The organism is Pseudomonas sp. PK-RTE-24 (assembly GCF_054052265.1).
Genome location: NZ_CM133224.1, coordinates 947,209 through 967,112, shown reverse-complemented (window position 1 = coordinate 967,112; position 19,904 = coordinate 947,209). Strand labels below are relative to the sequence as shown.

Genomic DNA, 19,904 nt, shown 5'->3' with positions numbered 1-19,904 from the left:
TGCTCCATGAAATTGTCGATGCCGCGATTCGATCAAGCCCCTGTCTTGGTGGTCGGCGATGTCATGCTCGACCGTTACTGGCATGGCGGAACCTCACGGATTTCTCCTGAAGCGCCGGTGCCGGTGGTCAAGGTCGAGCAGATCGAGGATCGCCCGGGCGGTGCCGCCAACGTTGCGCTCAACATTGCCGCGCTGGGTGCGCCGGCATCGCTGGTGGGAGTGACCGGCGATGACGAAGCCGCCGACAGCCTGAGCAACAGTCTCAAGGGCGCGGGCGTGCGCGCCTTGTTTCAGCGCATCGCGCACCAGCCGACTATCGTCAAGCTGAGGGTTATGAGCCGGCACCAGCAGTTGCTGCGTATCGATTTCGAAGAAGTGTTCGCCACCGATGCTCTGGCACTGGCCGCGCAGGTTGACGGGTTGCTTGAAGGCATCAAGGTGCTGGTGTTGTCGGATTACGGTAAAGGCGCGCTGAAAAATCACCAGGCCCTGATCCAGGCCGCCCGTGCCAAAGGTATACCGGTATTGGCTGATCCGAAGGGCAAGGACTTTTCGATCTACCGCGGTGCCAGCCTGATCACACCGAATCTCAGCGAGTTCGAAACCATCGTCGGTGGTTGCGCCGATGAGCACGAACTGGTGAGCAAGGGCGCCGTCCTGATGCAGGAGCTCGACCTTGGCGCGCTGCTGGTGACCCGTGGTGAACACGGCATGACCTTGCTGCGTCCGGATCATCCGGCGTTGCATCTGCCGGCCCGCGCCCGCGAAGTGTTCGACGTGACCGGTGCCGGCGATACGGTGATTTCGACCCTGGCCGCGGCCATTGCCGCAGGCGAAGAACTGCCGCACGCCGTGGCGCTGGCCAATCTGGCAGCAGGCATCGTCGTCGGCAAGTTGGGTACCGCCGCGATCAGCGCCCCGGAACTGCGCCGCGCCATTCAGCGCGAAGAAGGTTCGGAGCGAGGCGTGCTGGGACTTGAGCAGCTGCTGCTGGCGGTTGACGATGCCCGTGCGCACAACGAGCGGATTGTTTTCACCAATGGCTGCTTCGATATCCTGCATGCCGGCCATGTCACCTATCTGGAACAGGCCCGTGCTCAGGGCGACCGCCTGATCGTGGCAGTCAACGATGACGCCTCGGTCAGCCGCCTGAAAGGCCCGGGCCGGCCGATCAACAGCGTGGATCGCCGCATGGCGGTACTCGCCGGTCTCGGCGCGGTGGACTGGGTGATCAGTTTCTCTGAAGGCACACCGGAAAACCTGCTGCGCGAGGTCAAGCCGGACGTGCTGGTCAAGGGCGGCGATTACGGAATCGATCAGGTGGTCGGCGCGGATATCGTCACCGCCTACGGCGGCACCGTGAAAGTCCTGGGGCTGGTGGAAAACAGCTCGACGACAGCGATCGTGGAAAAGATCCGCGGCCAATAAGATCAAAAGATCGCAGCCTGCGGCAGCTCCTACAGGGGAATACATTCCAATGCAGGAGTCGTCGAAGGCTGCGATTTTTTGCTTTCAGGAATTCACTTTCTTGCGCGGTACGATTTTCTTCAGCAGCTGCCTGGCCTTGCCGCGCAGGCGTGCCAGTCCAGTGGCTTTCTCCGCTGGCGTCAGGCCCTGTTGGCGCAACCAGTCTTTCCAGCGAATCCGCTCATCACGCACCAGCCAGCCATCCTGTCGCGCGAAGCTTTCGGCCAGATACAGACCGCGGGTACTCGCCGGATACAGTTGATCCTTTTTCAGGGTGTACAACTCAGGCAGCGGCTGGCCGTCGTGCAATGGCATCAAGTACAGGTCTGGCCGTTTGCGATCGAGCCGCGCCACCAGTTGATCGCCTTCCAGACGCTCGTCGACATGAAACAGGCTCAAGGACTTCGCCTCCTTGGGCACGTCCAGGCGCAAGTCATAGATCAATTGCAGGGACGCCGTCGGCAGATGCACGTACGCCCTTGGTCGCTCCAGCAATTGCAGGTTGGCGCAGCGCACCGGACGCGCCGAACCGGACAACGGCGTCAGGCGAAACGGCAACGCCTCACGGTAATGCAGCGCAGCGGAGTAGGGCGCCGGCAACCAAGTGTCGTTGAAACGCCCGCCGAGCCAGCCTTCCGGGGTTTCCAGCAGACACTCTTCAGCAATCTCCTGAATCGCCGTGTGCAGCGGAATGTTCAGCTCATGAGCAGGCACATAGCCGGAAATCAGTTTCAGCACCACGTCGCCGCGATCCTGCCGACGCTGGCGCACCAGCACCCAGTAATCGCGATTCTGCCAGTGCAGGGTCAGGCGCACGGACACGCCGAGGTTGGCCAGTTCCAGCGCGAAGCGCTCGCTGTCGGCGACGCTGACCGGTTTGCGCCGTTGCAGGGTCTGGGCGAAGTTCAGCGGCATGCCGACGCTCTGATAGCTCAGGCCCTCGGGCGTGGCTTCGACGAACAGCGGCAGTGTCTTGAAGTTGCTCGGGTTCTTGCGGATGAGCGTGCGCGGCATATCGGCTCCTGGCTTAAGGCCGCGGGGCGGCGTCAGTGACTACGCAGGACCTGGGCAACGGTCGCTACGTTATGGGCGAGGTGCAGCGGATTGATCGTGCCGACAATAGCACTGGCAACGCCGGGATGAGTGAACAGCAACTCGAAGCTGGCGCGCACCGGATCGACTCCCGGACTCAGACAGACATGACCGCTGGCCAGGGCTTTTTTCACCAGAATGGCTTTGCCGTGGGCAGCAGCATAGTCAATGACTGCCTTTTCGTTTTGTTCGTTCAGATTGTAGGTGACCATCGCACAGTCGCCTTGCTCCAGCGCTTTCAAGCCACCTTCGACGGTTTTGCCGGAAAACCCGAAGCCGCGAATCTTGCCCTCGGCCTTCAGCGCCGCGAGGGTGACGTAGACCTCTTCGTGCTCGAGGATGGCCATGTCGTTACCGTCCGAGTGCACGAGGACCAGATCGATAAAATCCGTTTCCAGACGTTGCAGGCTGCGCTCGACCGACATCCGCGTGTGCGCGGCGCTGAAGTCGTGACGCGACAGGCCATCGGCAAACTCCTCGCCGACCTTGCTGACAATCACCCAATCCTGACGCTGACCGCGCAGCAGCGGACCGAGGCGTTCTTCGCTGCGACCATAGGCCGGTGCGGTGTCGATCAGGTTGATTCCCAAGACGCGCGCCTGGCGCAGCAGCATGCGCGCCTCGTCATCGCCGGGAATCTGAAAGCCATTGGGGTATTTCACCCCTTGATCGCGGCCGAGTTTGACCGTGCCCAGGCCCAGCGGCGAAACCGTCAGGCCGGTGCTGCCCAGTGGGCGATGCAGTTCGTGCAGAGTGGCGATGGTCATGGCAGCAGTTGCTCCCACGCCGGTACACCGAGCGGTGGTTTCGGCAGCGGCGGCAGCGGCTCGGTTGCCTGCGGCTGGATGCCGTCGCGTTGCAGCGAGGCGATAACGCGGTCGGCGAAGTCTGGCGCCAGTGCCAGTTTGGTCGGCCAGCCGACGAGCAAGCGACCTTCTTCGGCGAGGAACGCGTTGTCCGGGCGGGTCAGGCCGGTTTGCAGCGGCTCGGCGCGATCGACGCGCAGGGTTGCCCATTGCGTGGTGCTGAGGTCGATCCACGGCAGCAGTTGAGCGATTTCCTTTTGCGCGGTGGCGATCTGTTCGGCCGGCTCGCGGGCCACGCCTTCGCTTTCGGCGATGTCGCCGCCCATGTACCAGACCCACTGGCCGTCAGCGGCCGGGTGCGTGGTCACGGTGATGCGCGGCTTGGTGCCGCCGCCCAGGCAGTGCGCGTACAACGGTTTCAAGCCGGGACCTTTGGCGAGGATCATGTGCAGGGGGCGGCGCTGCATGGCCGGACGGCTCAGGCCCAGGGCTTCAAGCAGTTCGGCTGTGCCAGCGCCGGCGCTGAGGACGATGCGCTGGGCGCGGATCTCACGCCCATCGACTTTCAGGCCGACCAGTACGCCGGCGTCCAGCAGCGGCTCGATGACCTGACCGGCGAGCAGCCCGTCACCGGCCAGATCGGCGAGACGCTGGATCAGGCTCGGGACATCCACTACCAATTCGGCGAGGCGATAGACCTTGCCCTTAAAGCGCTTGTCTTGCAGGGCTGGCGGCAGTTCATCGCCCTTGACCTGATCGACCCGGCCACGCACGGCTTTGCTGGCGAAGAAACTGGTCAGATTGCCGGCCAAAGTGCCTGGCGACCACAGGTAATGGGCTTCGGACAGCAGGCGCACGCCGGACAGATCCAGCTCACCATTGCCGGCCAGCGCCTCGCGCCAGCGGCGCGGCATGTCGGCGATGGCTTCCGAGGCCCCGGTCAGCGCGCCGTGCAGCGCGTACTTGGCACCGCCGTGGATGATGCCCTGGGACTTCACGCTCTGCCCGCCACCGAGGCTGGCGCTTTCCACCAGCACGGTCGAAAAACCCTGACCGCGCAGGCGCGCATTCAGCCAGAGGCCGGCGACACCAGCGCCGACAATCAGAACGTCGGTGGAAATAACGGATGGCATGCAGCGACCTCAGTGCTCAAGACGAGGGCGCAGTATACAGACTCGGGAAAGGGGCGGATTTGTCGATGATCAACATGCCGAACATATGGGCCAATGTGGGAGCGAGCCTGCTCGCGAAGAGGGAATGCCAGTCGACATATGTGTTGACTGATGTACCGCATTCGCGAGCAGGCTCGCTCCCACAGGGGATTGTGTCTGGCAGTTAATGGCCGGCGGTTTTCGAGAACAATTGAATCACCACCACGCCCAGCACGATCAACGCCATCCCCAGCATCGCCGGGATATCCAGCTTCTGCCCATAGATAAACAGTGCCGCCACGCTGACCATCACAATGCCCATACCGGCCCAGACCGCGTAGGCCACGCCGACCGGAACGGTGCGCACTACCAGCGTCAGCATCCAGAATGCAATCCCGTAGCCGACAATCACCAGAATCAGCGGTAGAGGAGTGCTGAAGCCCTTGACCGCTTTCATCGAAACGGTGGCGATCACTTCGGCGCAGATGGCGATGGCCAGATAGACGTAGGCGTTCATGGTTTGATCCTCAAATAAATCATTGCTTGCTGGAGTGACATTCTAGGGATTGCTCAGATGGGGTAAAGTCATTACCTATCTGCTCAGTAGATAGGTTGAAAAATCGTATGCAATGGAATCTTGAGCAGTTGCGAGTATTTGTCGACGTCGCCGAACAGCGATCCTTTTCCGCCGTGGCGCGCCGACAACGCAAGGCGCAATCGGCGATCAGCAGTGCTGTCGCGATGCTCGAAGAGGATTTGGGCGTGAGCCTGTTCGAGCGCAGCAGTGGCCGTCAGCCCAGTCTTACCGAGGCGGGCGCGGCGTTGCTGGAAGAGGCGCGGGAAGTGTTGCGCCAGTGCGAGCGCCTCAACGGCAGGGCCATGGCGATGCTGCGCGGTCAGGAGGCGCAGTTGCGCGTGGCTCAGGACGAGGCGATGCCGTATCAGGCGCTGGTGGAAAGTTTCGGCGAACTGGCCGAGCAGTTTTCCAGCCTGGAAGTGCAACTGACCAGCGCCGCCCAAGGCGAAGTCGCGCGCAAACTGGTCGAACGTCGCGCCGACCTCGGCCTGCTGTTCTATCACGATGAAATCCCCGAAGCCCTTGAGCGCCGCGTACTGGGTCGAGTGGAAATGGTCACGGTCTGTGGCGTCAATCATCCGCTGGCGCAGCACTCCTATGTGACCTGCCAGCAACTGGCGCAGCACCGGCAATTGCTGATGTCGACGCAGACCAGCGTCTATCCCGGCAACGAGCCGGCCAGCCCACAGGTGTGGCGCGCCGACAGCTTTTACGTAATGTCCGAATGGCTGGTGCGCGATCTCGGCTGGGCTTGGTTGCCGCGCCACGTTGTGCAGTACTCGGCGTATCAAGGCCAGATGATTGAGCTCGACAGCGAATGGACGCCGCCAGCGCTGGTGGTGGAACTGGTCTGGCGCCGCGACGAACCGCTCGGCCCGGCCGCGCGCTGGCTGGCGGAACGTTTTGCCGTGCACTTGCGGGCGATCGGCGACAAAAGCCGATAAACTCCGCCGCCATGAATAGAACTCTCTACACCGCGTTGTTTTACCTGGGGCTGCCATTGGTGGCGATTCGGCTGTGGCTGCGCGCGCGCAAGGCGCCGGCGTATGCCAAACGCATTGGCGAGCGCTTTACTTATGGCATGCCGACGTTGCAGCCCGGTGGCATCTGGGTGCACGCGGTGTCGGTGGGCGAAAGCATTGCCGCCGCGCCGATGATCCGCGCGCTGCTGGAACGCTATCCGACGCTGCCGATCACCGTGACCTGCATGACCCCGACCGGTTCGGAGCGGATTCAGGCACTGTTTTCCAACGAGCCGCACATTCAACACTGCTATCTGCCGTATGACTTGCCTTGTGCGGCGGCGCGTTTTCTTGATCGCGTACAGCCCAGGCTTGCAGTGATCATGGAGACCGAGCTGTGGCCTAACCATATTCATCAATGTGCCAAGCGCGGGATTCCGGTGGCGTTGGCCAATGGGCGGTTGTCGCAGCGCTCCGCCAAAGGCTATGGCCGCTTCAGCAAACTCACTGCGCCGATGCTTGCCGAGATGAGCCTGTTGGCGGTGCAGACCGAAGCCGAGGCCCAGCGCTTCCGCGATCTTGGCGCGCGTTCGGAAACCGTTGAAGTCACTGGTTCGATCAAGTTCGACCTGACCATCGACCCGCAACTGTTGCAGCGTGCAGCCGAACTGCGTAGCCAGTGGCAGGCACAGGATCGTCCCGTGTGGATCGCCGCCAGCACTCACGAAGGCGAAGACGAAGTGGTGCTCGACGCCCATCGTCGTTTGCTGGGCAGGCATCCCGATGCGTTGCTGATTCTGGTGCCGCGTCATCCCGAGCGTTTCAATTCGGTGTTCGACTTGTGCCAGCGCGAAGGTTTCGCCACGGTACGTCGCTCGACCGGGGCCAATGTCGATGCGCAGACGAGCGTGCTGCTTGGCGACACCATGGGCGAGTTGCTGTTTCTCTATGCCCTGGCCGACAGCGCATTTGTCGGCGGCAGTCTGGTGCCGAACGGCGGGCACAACCTGCTCGAACCCGCCGCGCTGGCGAAACCGGTACTCAGCGGCCCACACCTGTTCAACTTCCTCGACATCGGCGCGCAATTGCGCGAAGCCGGGGCGTTGGCCGAAGTGGATGATGCCGAAGGGCTCGCAGTCGAGGTGCAGCGCTTGTTCGAACTGCCACGTGATGCGCAGCGCATGGCCGAGGCCGGGCTGGCGGTGATGCGGCGCAATCAGGGCGCGTTGCAGCGGCTGCTGGATAGCTTGGGCAGATTGATCAAGTAAGCAAAAAGATCGCAGCCTTCGGCAGCTCCTACAGTTGGAATGCATTTCCCTGTAGGAGCTGCCGAAGGCTGCGATCTTTTGTTTTAACGCTTAAGGCCGGGCCTTGAGCTGCGCTTCCGCCGCCGACGCCAGATCCGGCGGCAGGAAGTCCTTGTCCGGGTTGTAATCGGCTTTCAGATAGCGCCGCAGATCTTCCAGATCACCCGGGTTCAGCGTCCCCGCCGCCTGCTTCAGGCGCAGGTTGTCGAGGATGTAGTCGTAGCGGGTGTTGTTGTAGTTGCGCACCGAGGTGTACAGCTGGCGCTGCGCGTCGAGCACGTCGACGATGTTGCGCGTGCCGACCTGATAACCGATTTCCGTGGCTTCCACCGCACTCTGGTTGGAGATGATCGACTGGCGGCGCGCCTGCACTTGCTCGACGTCGGTGTTCACCGCGCGGTGCAGATTGCGGGTGTTTTCCACCACTTGCCGGCGCAGCGATTCGCGCTGCTGTTCGCTCTGATCCAGTTGCGCATAGGACTGACGCACTTGCGAACTGGTCAGCCCGCCGCTGTAGATCGGGATGTTCAGTTGCAGGCCCAGCGTGCTCTGCTCGACGTTGCCGCCATAGGGCGCGCCGAACGAGTTCGGGTTGGCGAAGCCGAGGGCGTCGTTGTCGCCTTTCTCGTATTTCGCCACGGCGTCGAGGGTCGGCAAGTGGCCGGCCTTGCGCTGCCTGAGCGTCTGCTCGGCGGAGCTGACCGCGTAGTTGCTGGCGAGCAGATTGAGGTTCTGCCGCGCCGCCGTGTCGACCCAGGATTTCGCATCGTTGGGCGAAGGCGGCAGAATCGGCAGCGTGTGGACGATGCCCTGAATCGAGTTGTACTGACGGTTGGTCAGGGTGATCAACGCCTGGAACGCGTCATCGACCTGACGCTGGGCGACGATGCGGTTGGCTCGCGCGGTATCGTAACTGGCTTGCGATTGCAGCACGTCGGTCTTGTCCGAAAGGCCGACATCGAAGCGCTCGTTGGACTGATCGAGCTGACGTTTGAACGCCGCTTCTTCAGCCTTGGTCGAGGCCAGATTGTCCTGGCTGCGCAGCACGTTGAAGTAGCTTTCGGCGCTCTGCAGGATCAGGTTCTGCTCGGTGGCCGAGAGCTGCAGCGCGGCCTGTTCGTTGACGTCTTTGGCTGCTTGATACTGGAACCAGCGATCGGCGCGGAACAGCGGCTGCGCGAGTGTCGCCTGGTAGGAATGCGCGCTGCGGTTGGCGATGGCCGAAGGCTGGTCGATCGAGGTGCGCACGTCAGCAACTTCGGCGCCACCGGACAGGTTCGGCAGCAGACCGGCGCGGGCTTGCGGCACCACTTCTTTCTGCGCGCCATACTGGGCGCGGGCCGCGGCGAGGTCGGCGTTATTGTCGACCGCTTCCTGATAGACGCTGACCAGATCGGTTTTGGTCGACAAGGGTGCTTCCGCTGCCCAGGCCATTGTGTTGGACGCACAGGACACGGCAACAGCCAATGAAAGTTTGCGCAGCATGAGGCGATCCCTAGCATGAATATTATGGAAGTAATCCGGGCGCCAAAGGTAAGGCGCAGCCCACACAGCGTCAAGGCTGGGCAGGCCAAGCGAGTGTAGTTGCGCATTGCTCCGGCAACAATCGGCCAGCCTGGGTATTTACGCCATTCATCATGGCGTTCGCTGCGGTGTTGGCGTTCCTTGATGGTTGTGTCTAGACTGGCCGGGTTCTTGTCGGGGTGCCTTGCTATGAGGCTGAGATCGAATAATTTCGGATCCCGTTGAACCTGATCAGGTTAGCGCCTGCGTAGGGAACAAGATTTCTCGTCACCCGGCGAGTCCTCTTGTGCTTCGTCCGGGATATTGTTCGACAATCGAACGCTCATGACGAATGCACAGCACCGGTCCTGGTGCGTCCGTGCCTTTCAGGTTCTGCTCCGACAATCCACTGCTGGATGCTGTCTGGAGAGCCCGTGATGACAACAAAAGAAAAAAACGCGATCAACCTGAGTGACTCGGCCAAGGTCGACGAGCAATCGGTCAAGCCGTTCACCCGTTCGCAAAAAATCTACGTTCAGGGCTCGCGCCCGGACATCCGCGTGCCGATGCGCGAAATCAGCCTCGATGTAACCCCGACCGATTTCGGCGGCGAGATCAATGCGCCGGTCACGGTCTACGACACTTCCGGCCCGTACACCGATCCGAACGTGGTCATCGATGTGCGCAAAGGCCTTGGCGATGTGCGTTCAGCGTGGATCGATGACCGTGGCGATACCGAGCGCCTGCCGGGCCTGAGCTCGAACTTCGGCCAGCAGCGTCTGGCCGATGCCGAACTGACCAAACTGCGCTTCGCTCACGTCAACAACCCGCGCCGCGCCAAGGCCGGGGCCAACGTCAGCCAGATGCACTACGCGCGCAAAGGCATCATCACCGCCGAGATGGAATACGTCGCCATCCGCGAAAACATGAAGCTGCAAGAGGCCCGTGCGGCCGGTTTGCTCAAGCAGCAACATGCCGGCCACAGCTTCGGCGCAAGCATTCCGCAAGAAATCACCCCTGAATTCGTCCGCGAAGAAATCGCTCGCGGCCGCGCGATCATTCCCGCCAACATCAACCACGTCGAACTGGAACCGATGATCATCGGCCGTAACTTCCTGGTGAAGATCAACGGCAACATCGGCAACAGCGCCCTGGGTTCTTCGATCGAAGAAGAAGTGGCGAAACTGACCTGGGGCATTCGCTGGGGCTCTGACACGGTGATGGACCTGTCCACCGGCAAACACATTCACGAAACCCGCGAGTGGATCATCCGCAACTCGCCGGTGCCGATCGGTACCGTGCCGATCTATCAGGCGCTGGAGAAGGTCAACGGCGTCGCTGAAGACCTGACCTGGGAGTTGTTCCGCGACACCCTGATCGAACAGGCCGAGCAGGGCGTCGACTACTTCACCATTCACGCCGGCGTGCTCCTGCGCTACGTACCGCTGACTGCCAAACGCGTCACCGGCATCGTCTCCCGTGGTGGTTCGATCATGGCCAAGTGGTGCCTGGCGCACCACAAAGAGAACTTCCTCTACACCCACTTCGACGAAATCTGCGAAATCATGAAGGCCTACGACGTCAGCTTCTCGCTGGGCGATGGCCTGCGTCCGGGCTCGATTGCCGACGCCAACGACGAAGCGCAATTCGGCGAACTGGAAACCCTCGGCGAGCTGACCAAAATCGCCTGGAAACACGACGTGCAATGCATGATCGAAGGCCCGGGCCACGTGCCGATGCAGTTGATCAAAGAGAACATGGACAAGCAGCTCGAGTGTTGCGACGAGGCGCCGTTCTACACCCTCGGCCCGCTGACTACCGACATTGCGCCGGGCTATGACCACATCACCTCGGGTATCGGCGCGGCGATGATCGGCTGGTTCGGTTGCGCGATGCTCTGCTACGTGACGCCGAAGGAGCACTTGGGCCTGCCGAACAAGGATGACGTGAAGACCGGGATCATCACTTACAAGATCGCCGCCCACGCAGCGGACCTGGCCAAGGGACACCCGGGCGCGCAGATTCGTGATAACGCACTGAGCAAGGCGCGTTTCGAATTCCGCTGGGAAGACCAGTTCAACCTCGGCCTGGATCCGGACACCGCGCGCTCCTATCACGACGAAACCCTGCCGAAGGACTCGGCCAAGGTCGCGCACTTCTGCTCGATGTGCGGGCCGAAATTCTGCTCGATGAAGATCACCCAGGAAGTCCGTGAATACGCGGCCAACCAACGCATCGATGCGGTCGACGTGGACGTCGCCAAAGGACTCGCGGAACAGGCCGAGCGGTTCAAGAAGGAAGGCAGTCAGCTGTACAAGAAAGTTTGACCCCGTACTGATCGTTCCCGCGCTCCGCGTGGGAATGCAGCCCGTGACGCTCCGCGTCACTGGACGCGGAGCGTCCCGAGAGGCATTCCCACGCAGAGCGTGGGAACGATCACAACAAATGTCCCTTTGAGATAACACCCTTGAGCATTCAACCCGGCACTTATTCCCCCGATCTCGCCGTCCCCGCTGCAAAGCGTGTGTTCGGCGGGCGCGATCTGTTTTCCCTGTGGTTCTCCCTCGGCATCGGCCTGATGGTTTTGCAGACCGGCGCATTGCTCGCGCCGGGTCTGGGTCTGTCCGGTTCTTTGCTGGCGATCTTCCTTGGCACGCTGGTGGGCGTGCTGTTGCTGGCTGCAGTCGGCGTGATCGGCAGCGACACCGGCCTGTCATCGATGGCGGCGCTGAAGCTCAGCCTCGGCAGCAAAGGCGCGAGCCTGCCGGCGCTGCTCAATCTGCTGCAACTGATCGGCTGGGGCTCGTTCGAAATCATCGTCATGCGCGACGCCGCCAGTCTGCTCGGCAGCCGCGCCTTCAGCGAAGGTTCGCTGTGGGCCAATCCGATTCTGTGGACGCTGTTCTTCGGTGCGCTGGCGACCTTGCTCGCGGTGAGCGGGCCGTTGACGTTCGTGCGGCAGATTCTGCGCAAGTGGGGCATCTGGCTGTTGCTCGCCGCGTGCCTGTGGCTGACCTGGAACCTGTTCGCCAAAGCCGACCTCGCGGCGCTGTGGGCGCGCGCCGGTGACGGTTCGATGCCGTTTGCCGTGGGCTTCGACATTGCCATCGCCATGCCGCTGTCATGGCTGCCGCTGATTGCCGACTACTCGCGTTTCGGCAAACGCGCAAAGAACGTTTTCGGTGGCACGGCTGTCGGTTTCTTCATCGGTAACTTCTGGCTGATGAGCCTTGGGGTGGCCTACACCCTGGCGTTCGCGCCGAGCGGTGAAGTCAATGCGTTGCTGCTGGCCTTGGCAGGCGCCGGTCTGGGCATTCCGCTGTTGCTGATTCTGCTCGACGAGTCGGAAAACGCTTTTGCCGACATTCACTCGGCGGCGGTATCGAGCGGGATTCTGTTGCGTCTGAAAGTCGAGCATCTGGCCTTGGCCATCGGCGTGATCTGCACGCTGATCGCACTGCTGGCGCCGTTGGCGCAGTACCAGAATTTCCTGCTGTTGATCGGCTCGGTGTTCGCGCCGCTGTTCGGCGTGGTGCTGGTGGATCACTTCATCCTGCGCAAACGCAGTGCTCAGGTCGCGTCAGCCGCATTGCGCTGGCCGGCGTTGCTGGCGTGGCTGGGCGGGGTCAGCACCTACCACTTGCTGGCGAATCTGTATCCGGATGTCGGCGCAACCCTGCCGGCGCTGGTGCTGGCAGGGTTGCTACAACTGGTGCTGGGCCGGGCCTTCAGTTACGGCCGGGAAACAGCTCGGGCTTGAGTATGCCGTTCAGGCGCGGGTAAGGAATCTTCAGTTCGACGTGGCCCAGCGCATATGGCGCGATAGTGGTCACGTCGTACTTGAGGATCACGCCGCCGTAGGTCAGCGCCACGTGCGGGGTTTTCACGAACGGCCAGTTCGCGACGAATTCCGCCTCCTGATCGAGCTTGGTACTGATCAGCCAACTGTTGTGCGCCACTTGTGCGGCTTTCCAGAATGCTTCTTCCTGACCCGGCAGCAGCATGTCGGACAGGTTCAGCACCTTGTGCTGCTGGCGCGAATAGTTGATGAAACCGCGACCCGGCGTGCCGTGGGCGCCGCCGGTGTCGAGGTAGCTCGACAGCTCGATGATCACCAGTCCGTCATGCTGCTCGCGTACTTTCGCTTGCAGATAGCTGCTGTTGCGCGGGCCGGCGCTGGCGAGGAACTGCTCGCGGTAGGCGGCCAGGTTTGGCGCTACCGGCGCGTTCTTCTCGGTGCGGGTCATTTGCAGCAGACGTTTTTCGATGATGCCATCCAGCGCCGGTTCGTCCGGGAAGCGCAGGGTGTCGATGTTCACCAGCGGGCAATCGGGGTTGGAACAGCCGGGTTTGAGTTGTTCCGAGGCGTCGCGGGTGGTTTCCAGCGGCGTGCGATAGTTGGGCTGGAACAGGCTGGCACAAGCGCCCAGAGTCAGGGCAATAGCGGCCACAGAGGCAATTTTGAAAAGCGACATGGGCGTCCTTTCGAAAGCAGGGGAAGGCAAAAAGATACCGCTTCGACTCTCAACGGAGCAGTCAGTTCGCCACTAAGCTGATTAGAGTGTGTTTCACCGTCACCGTCCATCCCGCTGACGGTAAAGGGGCTGCATCAAACGGTGCGGGCGCGTTAGGATGGCGCGAAGTCGAGGTTGCCGGTTGTACACAGCAACCTCGTAATGGATGTGCAGTAAAGAGGAAGATTATGACTGACTTTGCCAACGCCATTCCGACCGCCGTGGATATCGTGCGGCGCGAAAAATGCTACGAGGGCTTTTACAAGCTTGACCGTGTGCACCTGCGCCATGAGCTGTTCGCCGGTGGCATGAGCCGCGAGATCAATCGTGAAATCTTCGTGCGCCACGATGCCGTGTGCGTCCTGCCTTACGATCCGCAGCGCGATGAAGTGGTGTTGATCGAGCAGTTTCGTGTCGGCGCCATGGGCAAGGCCGACAACCCGTGGCTGGTCGAACTGGTCGCCGGTCTGATCGACAAGGATGAGCAACCGGAAGAAGTTGCTCACCGCGAGGCGCAGGAGGAAGCTGGGCTGGACATCAAGGCGTTGTGGCCGATGACCAAGTACTTCCCCTCGCCGGGTGGCAGCAACGAATTCGTGCATTTGTATCTGGGGCGTTGCAGCACCGACGGTGTCGGCGGTCTGCACGGGCTGGAAGAAGAGGCCGAAGACATTCGCGTAACGGTCTGGGCATTTGAAGATGCCTGGCAGGCCGTGCGTGACGGACGGATTGCCAACGCGGCGAGCATCATCGCCTTGCAGTGGCTGGCGCTCAACCGCGCCGAAGTGAGGGGGCTATGGTCGTAAACAAGCTGCGCGATCGTTATCGGGTTGACCTCGTAGGGCTGCAAGCCGCCTGCGAGGCCAACTACGCGCGCCTGATGCGACTGCTGCCGGACATGCGCAACGAACCCGAGGCGCGGCGTATCGCTGTGACCCAGGGCGAGCAGATGCTTGGAGTGCTCGCTCTCGAGGTGTTGCAGACCTGCCCGTACACCACGACCTTGCAGGTGCGCCAGGAGCACAGTCTGCCGTGGTTGCCGGTGCCGCAACTGGAAGTGCAGGTCTACCACGACGCGCGCATGGCCGAAGTGGTCAGCGCCGAGCATGCACGACGCTTTCGCGGCATCTATCCTTATCCGAACGCCGCCATGCACCAGCCCGATGAAAAGGCCCAGCTCAATGTGTTTCTGGGCGAATGGCTGAGTCATTGCCTGGCGTTGGGGCACGAGTACGAAGTCGTTCGCTAGTTGTGAACTGCGTCCGCTTCGGCGGTTTCCCCTTTGTGTCATCCCCCAGCATAATTGCCGCACCCATCCATTGCGTGCTTAGCCCCGGGAGAGCGCCTTGCCCAGCGTATCGACATTGACCAGCGCCGACCCGGCGCTGCTGGTGCAGTTGTCCGACAGCCACCTGTTCGCCGAGGCGGACGGCACGCTGCTGGGCATGAAGACCCGCGAGAGCCTGCAACAGGTCATCGACCTGGTGTTGGCGCAACAGGCGCAGATCGACCTGGTGCTGGCGACCGGCGATATTTCCCAGGACGGCACGCTGCAGTCGTATCAGGCATTCCGCCAACTGAGCGCGCAGATCAGTGCACCCGCGCGCTGGATTCCCGGCAATCACGACGAGCCGATGGTCATGGCCGAGGCGGCGGTGCAAAGCACGCTCCTGGAGCCGGTGGTCGATATTGGCAATTGGCGGGTGACGATGCTGGATTCTGCGGTGCCGGGTTCGGTGCCGGGCTATCTGCAGGATGATCAATTGCAACTGCTCGCCCGCGCGCTGAGCGAGGCGCCTGAGCGCCATCATCTGGTGTGCCTGCATCATCACCCGGTGTCGATCGGCTGCGCGTGGATGGAGCCGATCGGCTTGCGCAACCCGGAAGCGTTCTTTGAAGTGCTGGATCGCTTCCCGCAGGTTCGCGCGGTGTTGTGGGGGCATGTGCATCAGCAAATCGATCGCGAACGCAATGGCGTGCGTTTGATGGCTTCGCCTTCGACGTGCATCCAGTTCGAGCCGGGGAGTGCGGATTTCAAGGTCGGTGAGCAGGCGCCGGGGTATCGCTGGCTGCGATTGTTGCCGGACGGGAAATTGGAAACGGGCGTCGAAAGAGTCACCGACTTCGAGTTCACAGTCGATTACGGCTCCAACGGTTACTGAACTGACAATCAAAGACCCTCACCCCAGCCCTCTCCCAGAGGGAGAGGGGGCCGACCGCGGTGTCTTTGGCTGTGCATCGACCTGAAACAGCGATATCGATTATGGATTCGCAGCAAAACGCTCAGGTCGGTGTAGCTCTCGAATATCCCCCAGTCGGTTCCCTCTCCCTCCGGGAGAGGGTTAGGGTGAGGGCAGCTTGTGCTGTCACACCAATTTATTGAACCCACCCCCAATCCCGGTCCTTCTCCCTGTAAACTCCGCTATCTTTCGCCGACAGCCAGGGAGCTCAAATGTCCGGTTCGATCCTCTATATCCACGGTTTCAACAGCGCGCCGGCCTCGAAGAAGGCCTGTCAGCTGGTCGCGGTCATGGAGCAGCTGGGTTTGAGCGGGCAATTGCGCGTGCCGGCGCTGCATCACCATCCGCGTGAAGCCATCGGTCAGCTCGAGCAGGCAATCGCCGAGCTGGGCCGGCCGTTGCTGGTGGGAAGTTCGCTCGGCGGCTACTATGCGACTCACCTGGCCGAGCGCCATGGCCTGAAAGCCCTGCTAGTCAACCCGGCGGTCAGCCCGCACCGGATGTTCGATGGTTATCTGGGCACGCAGCAGAACCTCTACACCGATGAAACCTGGGAACTGACCCACGACCACGTCACGGCGCTGGCCGAACTGGAAATGCCACCACCGCAGGATCCGCAGCGTTATAAGGTCTGGTTGCAAACCGGCGACGAAACACTGGATTATCGCCTCGCCCAACAGTATTACCGCGCCTGTGCCCTGCGCATCCAGGCCGGCGGCGACCACAGTTTCCAGGGCTTTGCCGGGCAATTGCCGGCGTTGCTGAGTTTTGCCGGCATGGCTGCCGATATGTATCAGGCAATCGATTTCACCACGCTGTGAAGTCTTGCCCCTCTTTCATGAATGACTGACGACGAGACCTTATGGCCACTCCCAGCGCTAGTTCTTATAACGCCGACGCCATCGAAGTCCTCTCGGGCCTCGACCCGGTGCGCAAACGCCCCGGCATGTACACCGACACCAGTCGGCCGAACCACCTCGCCCAGGAAGTCATCGACAACAGCGTCGACGAAGCCCTGGCCGGTCACGCCAAATCGGTGCAGGTCATCCTGCACGCCGACCATTCGCTGGAAGTCAGCGACGACGGCCGTGGCATGCCGGTCGACATTCACCCGGAAGAGGGTGTGTCCGGCGTCGAGCTGATCCTCACCAAGCTGCATGCGGGCGGCAAGTTCTCCAACAAGAACTACCAGTTCTCCGGCGGCTTGCACGGTGTGGGTATTTCCGTGGTCAACGCGCTGTCGACCGAAGTGCGCGTACGGGTCAAACGTGACGGCAACGAATACCAGATGACCTTCAAGGACGGCTTCAAGGCCTCCGAGCTGGAAATCGTCGGCACCGTCGGCAAGCGCAACACCGGCACCAGCGTGTACTTCGCGCCGGACCCGAAATACTTCGACTCACCGAAATTCTCCATCAGCCGCCTCAAGCATGTGCTCAAGGCCAAGGCTGTGTTGTGCCCGGGCTTGCTGGTCAGCTTCGAAGACAAAGGCACCGGCGAGAAAGTCGAGTGGCATTACGAAGATGGCCTGCGCTCCTACCTGGTCGATGCGGTCAGCGAATTCGAACGTCTGCCGAACGAGCCGTTCTGCGGCGCTTTCGCCGGTAATAAGGAAGCGGTCGACTGGGCACTGTTGTGGCTGCCGGAAGGTGGCGACGCGGTGCAGGAAAGCTACGTCAACCTGATCCCGACCGCCCAAGGCGGTACGCACGTCAACGGCCTGCGTCAGGGTCTGCTCGACGCGATGCGCGAGTTCTGCGAGTTCCGCAGCCTGCTGCCACGCGGCGTGAAACTCGCGCCGGAAGACGTCTGGGAGCGCATCGCTTTTGTCTTGTCGATGAAGATGCAGGAACCGCAATTCTCTGGCCAGACCAAAGAGCGTCTGTCTTCCCGAGAAGCGGCGGCGTTCGTTTCCGGTGTGGTCAAGGATGCGTTCAGCCTGTGGCTCAACGCCAATCCGGAAACCGGTCTGGCCCTGGCCGAATTGGCGATCAACAACGCCGGCCGCCGTCTCAAGGCGAGCAAGAAAGTCGAGCGCAAACGCGTCACCCAAGGTCCGGCGCTGCCGGGCAAACTGGCTGACTGCGCCGGGCAGGACCCGATGCGTTCCGAGCTGTTCCTGGTCGAGGGTGATTCCGCCGGCGGTTCGGCCAAGCAGGCGCGGGACAAGGAATTCCAGGCGATCCTGCCGTTGCGCGGCAAGATCCTCAACACCTGGGAAGTCGACGGCAGCGAAGTACTCGCCAGCCAGGAAGTGCATAACATCGCCGTGGCCATCGGCGTCGATCCGGGCGCGGCGGACATGAGCCAGCTGCGCTACGGCAAGATCTGCATCCTCGCCGACGCCGACTCCGACGGTCTGCACATTGCGACTTTGCTGTGTGCGCTGTTCGTCCAGCATTTCCGCCCGTTGGTGGATGCCGGTCACGTCTACGTGGCGATGCCGCCGCTGTACCGCATCGACCTCGGCAAAGAGATCTACTACGCCCTCGACGAAGCCGAGCGCGACGGCATTCTCGATCGCCTGGTGGCCGAGAAGAAACGCGGCAAGCCGCAGGTCACCCGATTCAAAGGCCTGGGCGAAATGAACCCGCCGCAACTGCGTGAAACCACCATGGACCCGAACACCCGGCGTCTGGTGCAGTTGACGCTGGGCGAAGACTTCGCCGAAACCTCGGAAATGATGGATATGCTGCTGGCGAAGAAACGCGCCGGTGACCGCAAGACCTGGCTCGAATCCAAAGGCAACCTCGCCGAGGTGCTGGCCTGATGCAGTTTGGCTGGGCCTTGGCGGGTGCGTTGCTGCTGAGTGCGCTGAGCGTGTCGGCCGAGCCGCTGCAACAATTGCGGCTGCTTTCCGAACACCCGGTCGAAGGCATGCGCGGCGGTAACCTGTCAGGTCTGGCCATGTGCGGCAACGAGCTGTGGACCGTTTCCGATCGCGATGACGAGCAGATCTATCGGCTCGATACCCGCGATCCGGTCTGGCAGGCGCAAACCGTGCACATCGATGTGCCGCCTGTGCCGGAGAGCGGCTTGCCGTGGGGCTTGAGTTCGCGTACCTGGGCGGCGTCGTTCATTCGCGGGGGCGAACTGGATTTCGAAGGCATCAGTTGCGACAGCGCTGGCAATCGCTACATCGTCAGCGAAGCCCATGCGGCGGTGTTGCAGGTGCCGGTCAGTGGCTCGGCGAACTGGCTGAAAATATCGCCGCTGCTGGTTCGCGAAGCGCGGGCGAGCGGCCTGCTGCTCAAGTTCAATTCGATCTTCGAAGGCCTGGCGATCAACCCGGCCGGTGATCAGATGTGGCTGGCCGCCGAACGGCAAAAGCGCGGTTTGCTGCTGATCAAGCGCCAGCAGACGGTGTGGGATTGTGACGGTCGCTGCGTGCTGCTCAGTGAGGGCGGCAAGGAGATGCAGCCGCCACAGTTTCCCAAGGCGAAAGCGGTGCATCGCGACTTTTCCGACATTTCCTTGTTCAACGGCAAGCTGTTTACCCTTGAACGCAACGCTTTCGAGATCTGCCGTCGCGATGCACAGACGGCCAAGGTCGAGCAATGCTGGTCGTATGCCGGCGAACTGTTGCAGGAACAACGTCGGTATTCGCAGAACTACGGGCTGGAAGAAGCGCTGATCATTGATGCCGAAGGCGCGTGGATCGGCGTCGACAACAATTTTGGCCCACGTGCTGATGGCGAAGTCCGCCCGGTGGTCTGGCGCTTCGCCGAGCCGGACGGTGGCTGGAGTGCCAGGCCATGAGCCAGCAACCGCCGGGCAAGCGTGTCGGTCGGGTGTTGATGATCCTCGCCTGGTGCGCGGCGCTGTTTCTCGCGACGCGGTTTTTCGGTCAGTGGGAGCAGCGCCAGCAGAATCCGAACATCGTGGTTACGTCGGAGCAGGGCGAAGGTTTTATCGAAGTGAAACTGGCGAGCAATGCCCAAGGGCATTTTGTCGCCAGCGGCCAGATCAACGGCGAGCCGGTGGAGTTCATGCTCGACACCGGCGCGACCGATGTGGCGATCCCGGCGGATCTGGCCAAGCGTTTGAAGCTGCAAGAAGGTTTCGGCGTGACCCTGAGCACGGCCAATGGCCTGAGCCAGGGCTATCGAACGAAGATTGCCCGCCTGCAATTGGGCGACATCGTGCTGCGGGATGTCCGTGCACTGGTGGCGCCGGGGCTGCATGGCGACCAGGTGCTGCTCGGCATGAGCGCCCTGAACAGACTTGAATTTACCCAGCGCGGTGGCACCATGCTGCTGCGCCAGACAACGAACCGATGAGGCCC

The 19,904-nt window shown here is 61.9% G+C and carries 18 protein-coding genes and 1 riboswitch; of the genes, 12 read left to right on the top strand and 6 right to left on the bottom strand.

Annotated elements, in window-relative coordinates:
* The first annotated feature begins 6 nt into the window (after nt 1–6).
* Entirely contained in the window at nt 7–1,428 is a 1,422-nt protein-coding gene (hldE, locus tag ACV8MC_RS04245) for a bifunctional D-glycero-beta-D-manno-heptose-7-phosphate kinase/D-glycero-beta-D-manno-heptose 1-phosphate adenylyltransferase HldE (protein ID WP_041477636.1), read from the top strand.
* Between the two features lie 84 nt (nt 1,429–1,512).
* Here the strand turns inward: hldE and ACV8MC_RS04240 are convergent, their stop codons facing one another.
* The 4 genes from ACV8MC_RS04240 to ACV8MC_RS04225 all read right to left on the bottom strand — a co-directional run bounded on the left by ACV8MC_RS04240 (nt 1,513) and on the right by ACV8MC_RS04225 (nt 5,033).
* Nucleotides 1,513–2,481, bottom strand: a complete 969-nt coding sequence (locus ACV8MC_RS04240) for a hypothetical protein (protein ID WP_024011335.1) — start codon at nt 2,479–2,481, stop codon at nt 1,513–1,515.
* 32 nt (nt 2,482–2,513) lie between these two features.
* A complete protein-coding gene (locus ACV8MC_RS04235) occupies nt 2,514–3,326 on the bottom strand; it encodes an aldo/keto reductase (protein ID WP_150638314.1) in 813 nt (270 codons plus the stop codon).
* On the bottom strand, nt 3,323–4,498 hold the full coding sequence (locus ACV8MC_RS04230; protein WP_457264567.1) for an NAD(P)/FAD-dependent oxidoreductase: 1,176 nt from the start codon (nt 4,496–4,498) through the stop codon (nt 3,323–3,325). Before ACV8MC_RS04230 ends, ACV8MC_RS04235 begins: the two co-directional genes overlap by 4 nt.
* Nucleotides 4,499–4,700: 202 nt before the next feature.
* On the bottom strand, nt 4,701–5,033 hold the full coding sequence (locus ACV8MC_RS04225; protein WP_150638310.1) for a DMT family transporter: 333 nt from the start codon (nt 5,031–5,033) through the stop codon (nt 4,701–4,703).
* A gap of 107 nt (nt 5,034–5,140) precedes the next feature.
* Here ACV8MC_RS04225 and ACV8MC_RS04220 point away from each other — a divergent pair, with 107 nt between their 5' ends.
* Together ACV8MC_RS04220 and waaA are read left to right on the top strand one after the other, a co-directional pair.
* Nucleotides 5,141–6,037: a LysR family transcriptional regulator gene (locus ACV8MC_RS04220; RefSeq protein WP_457264566.1), complete on the top strand. Its 897-nt coding sequence runs from the start codon at nt 5,141–5,143 to the stop codon at nt 6,035–6,037.
* A gap of 11 nt (nt 6,038–6,048) precedes the next feature.
* Complete coding sequence (waaA, locus tag ACV8MC_RS04215) at nt 6,049–7,323, top strand: lipid IV(A) 3-deoxy-D-manno-octulosonic acid transferase (protein WP_457264565.1); 1,275 nt, start codon at nt 6,049–6,051, stop codon at nt 7,321–7,323.
* A 90-nt stretch (nt 7,324–7,413) separates the two neighbouring features.
* Here waaA and ACV8MC_RS04210 read toward each other — a convergent pair whose 3' ends face one another.
* Nucleotides 7,414–8,847 carry a TolC family outer membrane protein gene (locus ACV8MC_RS04210; RefSeq protein ID WP_041477642.1) on the bottom strand — a complete coding sequence of 478 codons (1,434 nt, stop codon included), beginning with the start codon at nt 8,845–8,847 and terminating at the stop codon, nt 7,414–7,416.
* Nucleotides 8,848–9,051: 204 nt separating this feature from the next.
* Nucleotides 9,052–9,157, top strand: a riboswitch (TPP riboswitch).
* 145 nt (nt 9,158–9,302) lie between these two features.
* Between ACV8MC_RS04210 and thiC the strand changes: the two genes are divergently transcribed.
* Nucleotides 9,303–11,192, top strand: coding sequence for a phosphomethylpyrimidine synthase ThiC (gene thiC, locus ACV8MC_RS04205; RefSeq protein ID WP_095180980.1), 1,890 nt, complete (start codon nt 9,303–9,305; stop codon nt 11,190–11,192).
* A 140-nt stretch (nt 11,193–11,332) separates the two neighbouring features.
* Nucleotides 11,333–12,625 (top strand): putative hydroxymethylpyrimidine transporter CytX, encoded by a 1,293-nt coding sequence (gene cytX / locus ACV8MC_RS04200; protein ID WP_457264562.1) that lies wholly within the window; start codon nt 11,333–11,335, stop codon nt 12,623–12,625.
* On the opposite strand, the gene ACV8MC_RS04195 is transcribed toward cytX, so the two are convergent.
* The gene (locus ACV8MC_RS04195; RefSeq protein ID WP_457264561.1) at nt 12,594–13,340 is read right to left on the bottom strand and encodes an RsiV family protein; all 747 of its coding nucleotides are present in this window, start codon (nt 13,338–13,340) and stop codon (nt 12,594–12,596) included. The genes cytX and ACV8MC_RS04195 overlap by 32 nt on opposite strands.
* A gap of 227 nt (nt 13,341–13,567) precedes the next feature.
* Here ACV8MC_RS04195 and ACV8MC_RS04190 point away from each other — a divergent pair, with 227 nt between their 5' ends.
* The 7 genes from ACV8MC_RS04190 (at nt 13,568) to ACV8MC_RS04160 (ending at nt 19,899) form a co-directional block, all read left to right on the top strand.
* Nucleotides 13,568–14,185 carry an NUDIX domain-containing protein gene (locus ACV8MC_RS04190; protein WP_236168143.1) on the top strand — a complete coding sequence of 206 codons (618 nt, stop codon included), beginning with the start codon at nt 13,568–13,570 and terminating at the stop codon, nt 14,183–14,185.
* Entirely contained in the window at nt 14,176–14,628 is a 453-nt protein-coding gene (locus tag ACV8MC_RS04185) for a DUF1249 domain-containing protein (RefSeq protein WP_016771972.1), read from the top strand. The genes ACV8MC_RS04190 and ACV8MC_RS04185 overlap by 10 nt, the downstream gene beginning before the upstream one ends.
* A gap of 97 nt (nt 14,629–14,725) precedes the next feature.
* Complete coding sequence (gene cpdA, locus ACV8MC_RS04180; protein WP_457264559.1) at nt 14,726–15,541, top strand: 3',5'-cyclic-AMP phosphodiesterase; 816 nt, start codon at nt 14,726–14,728, stop codon at nt 15,539–15,541.
* Nucleotides 15,542–15,831: 290 nt separating this feature from the next.
* A complete protein-coding gene (locus ACV8MC_RS04175; protein WP_457264558.1) occupies nt 15,832–16,440 on the top strand; it encodes a YqiA/YcfP family alpha/beta fold hydrolase in 609 nt (202 codons plus the stop codon).
* A 41-nt stretch (nt 16,441–16,481) separates the two neighbouring features.
* Complete coding sequence (gene parE, locus ACV8MC_RS04170) at nt 16,482–18,389, top strand: DNA topoisomerase IV subunit B (protein WP_095180975.1); 1,908 nt, start codon at nt 16,482–16,484, stop codon at nt 18,387–18,389.
* Complete coding sequence (locus ACV8MC_RS04165) at nt 18,389–19,378, top strand: esterase-like activity of phytase family protein (RefSeq protein ID WP_457264556.1); 990 nt, start codon at nt 18,389–18,391, stop codon at nt 19,376–19,378. The genes parE and ACV8MC_RS04165 overlap by 1 nt, the downstream gene beginning before the upstream one ends.
* Nucleotides 19,375–19,899: a retropepsin-like aspartic protease family protein gene (locus ACV8MC_RS04160; protein ID WP_457264553.1), complete on the top strand. Its 525-nt coding sequence runs from the start codon at nt 19,375–19,377 to the stop codon at nt 19,897–19,899. Before ACV8MC_RS04165 ends, ACV8MC_RS04160 begins: the two co-directional genes overlap by 4 nt.
* Nucleotides 19,900–19,904 lie beyond the last annotated feature (5 nt).

Excerpts from the sequence above, each read along its gene's own strand:
- hldE (WP_041477636.1), top strand. The coding sequence starts at position 7 with ATGAAATTGTCGATGCCGCGATTCGATCAAGCCCCTGTCTTGGTGGTC.
- ACV8MC_RS04240 (WP_024011335.1), bottom strand. The coding sequence starts at position 2,481 with ATGCCGCGCACGCTCATCCGCAAGAACCCGAGCAACTTCAAGACACTG.
- ACV8MC_RS04235 (WP_150638314.1), bottom strand. The coding sequence starts at position 3,326 with ATGACCATCGCCACTCTGCACGAACTGCATCGCCCACTGGGCAGCACC.
- ACV8MC_RS04230 (WP_457264567.1), bottom strand. The coding sequence starts at position 4,498 with ATGCCATCCGTTATTTCCACCGACGTTCTGATTGTCGGCGCTGGTGTC.
- ACV8MC_RS04225 (WP_150638310.1), bottom strand. The coding sequence starts at position 5,033 with ATGAACGCCTACGTCTATCTGGCCATCGCCATCTGCGCCGAAGTGATC.
- ACV8MC_RS04220 (WP_457264566.1), top strand. The coding sequence starts at position 5,141 with ATGCAATGGAATCTTGAGCAGTTGCGAGTATTTGTCGACGTCGCCGAA.
- waaA (WP_457264565.1), top strand. The coding sequence starts at position 6,049 with ATGAATAGAACTCTCTACACCGCGTTGTTTTACCTGGGGCTGCCATTG.
- ACV8MC_RS04210 (WP_041477642.1), bottom strand. The coding sequence starts at position 8,847 with ATGCTGCGCAAACTTTCATTGGCTGTTGCCGTGTCCTGTGCGTCCAAC.
- thiC (WP_095180980.1), top strand. The coding sequence starts at position 9,303 with ATGACAACAAAAGAAAAAAACGCGATCAACCTGAGTGACTCGGCCAAG.
- ACV8MC_RS04195 (WP_457264561.1), bottom strand. The coding sequence starts at position 13,340 with ATGTCGCTTTTCAAAATTGCCTCTGTGGCCGCTATTGCCCTGACTCTG.
- ACV8MC_RS04190 (WP_236168143.1), top strand. The coding sequence starts at position 13,568 with ATGACTGACTTTGCCAACGCCATTCCGACCGCCGTGGATATCGTGCGG.
- ACV8MC_RS04185 (WP_016771972.1), top strand. The coding sequence starts at position 14,176 with ATGGTCGTAAACAAGCTGCGCGATCGTTATCGGGTTGACCTCGTAGGG.
- ACV8MC_RS04175 (WP_457264558.1), top strand. The coding sequence starts at position 15,832 with ATGTCCGGTTCGATCCTCTATATCCACGGTTTCAACAGCGCGCCGGCC.
- parE (WP_095180975.1), top strand. The coding sequence starts at position 16,482 with ATGGCCACTCCCAGCGCTAGTTCTTATAACGCCGACGCCATCGAAGTC.
- ACV8MC_RS04165 (WP_457264556.1), top strand. The coding sequence starts at position 18,389 with ATGCAGTTTGGCTGGGCCTTGGCGGGTGCGTTGCTGCTGAGTGCGCTG.
- ACV8MC_RS04160 (WP_457264553.1), top strand. The coding sequence starts at position 19,375 with ATGAGCCAGCAACCGCCGGGCAAGCGTGTCGGTCGGGTGTTGATGATC.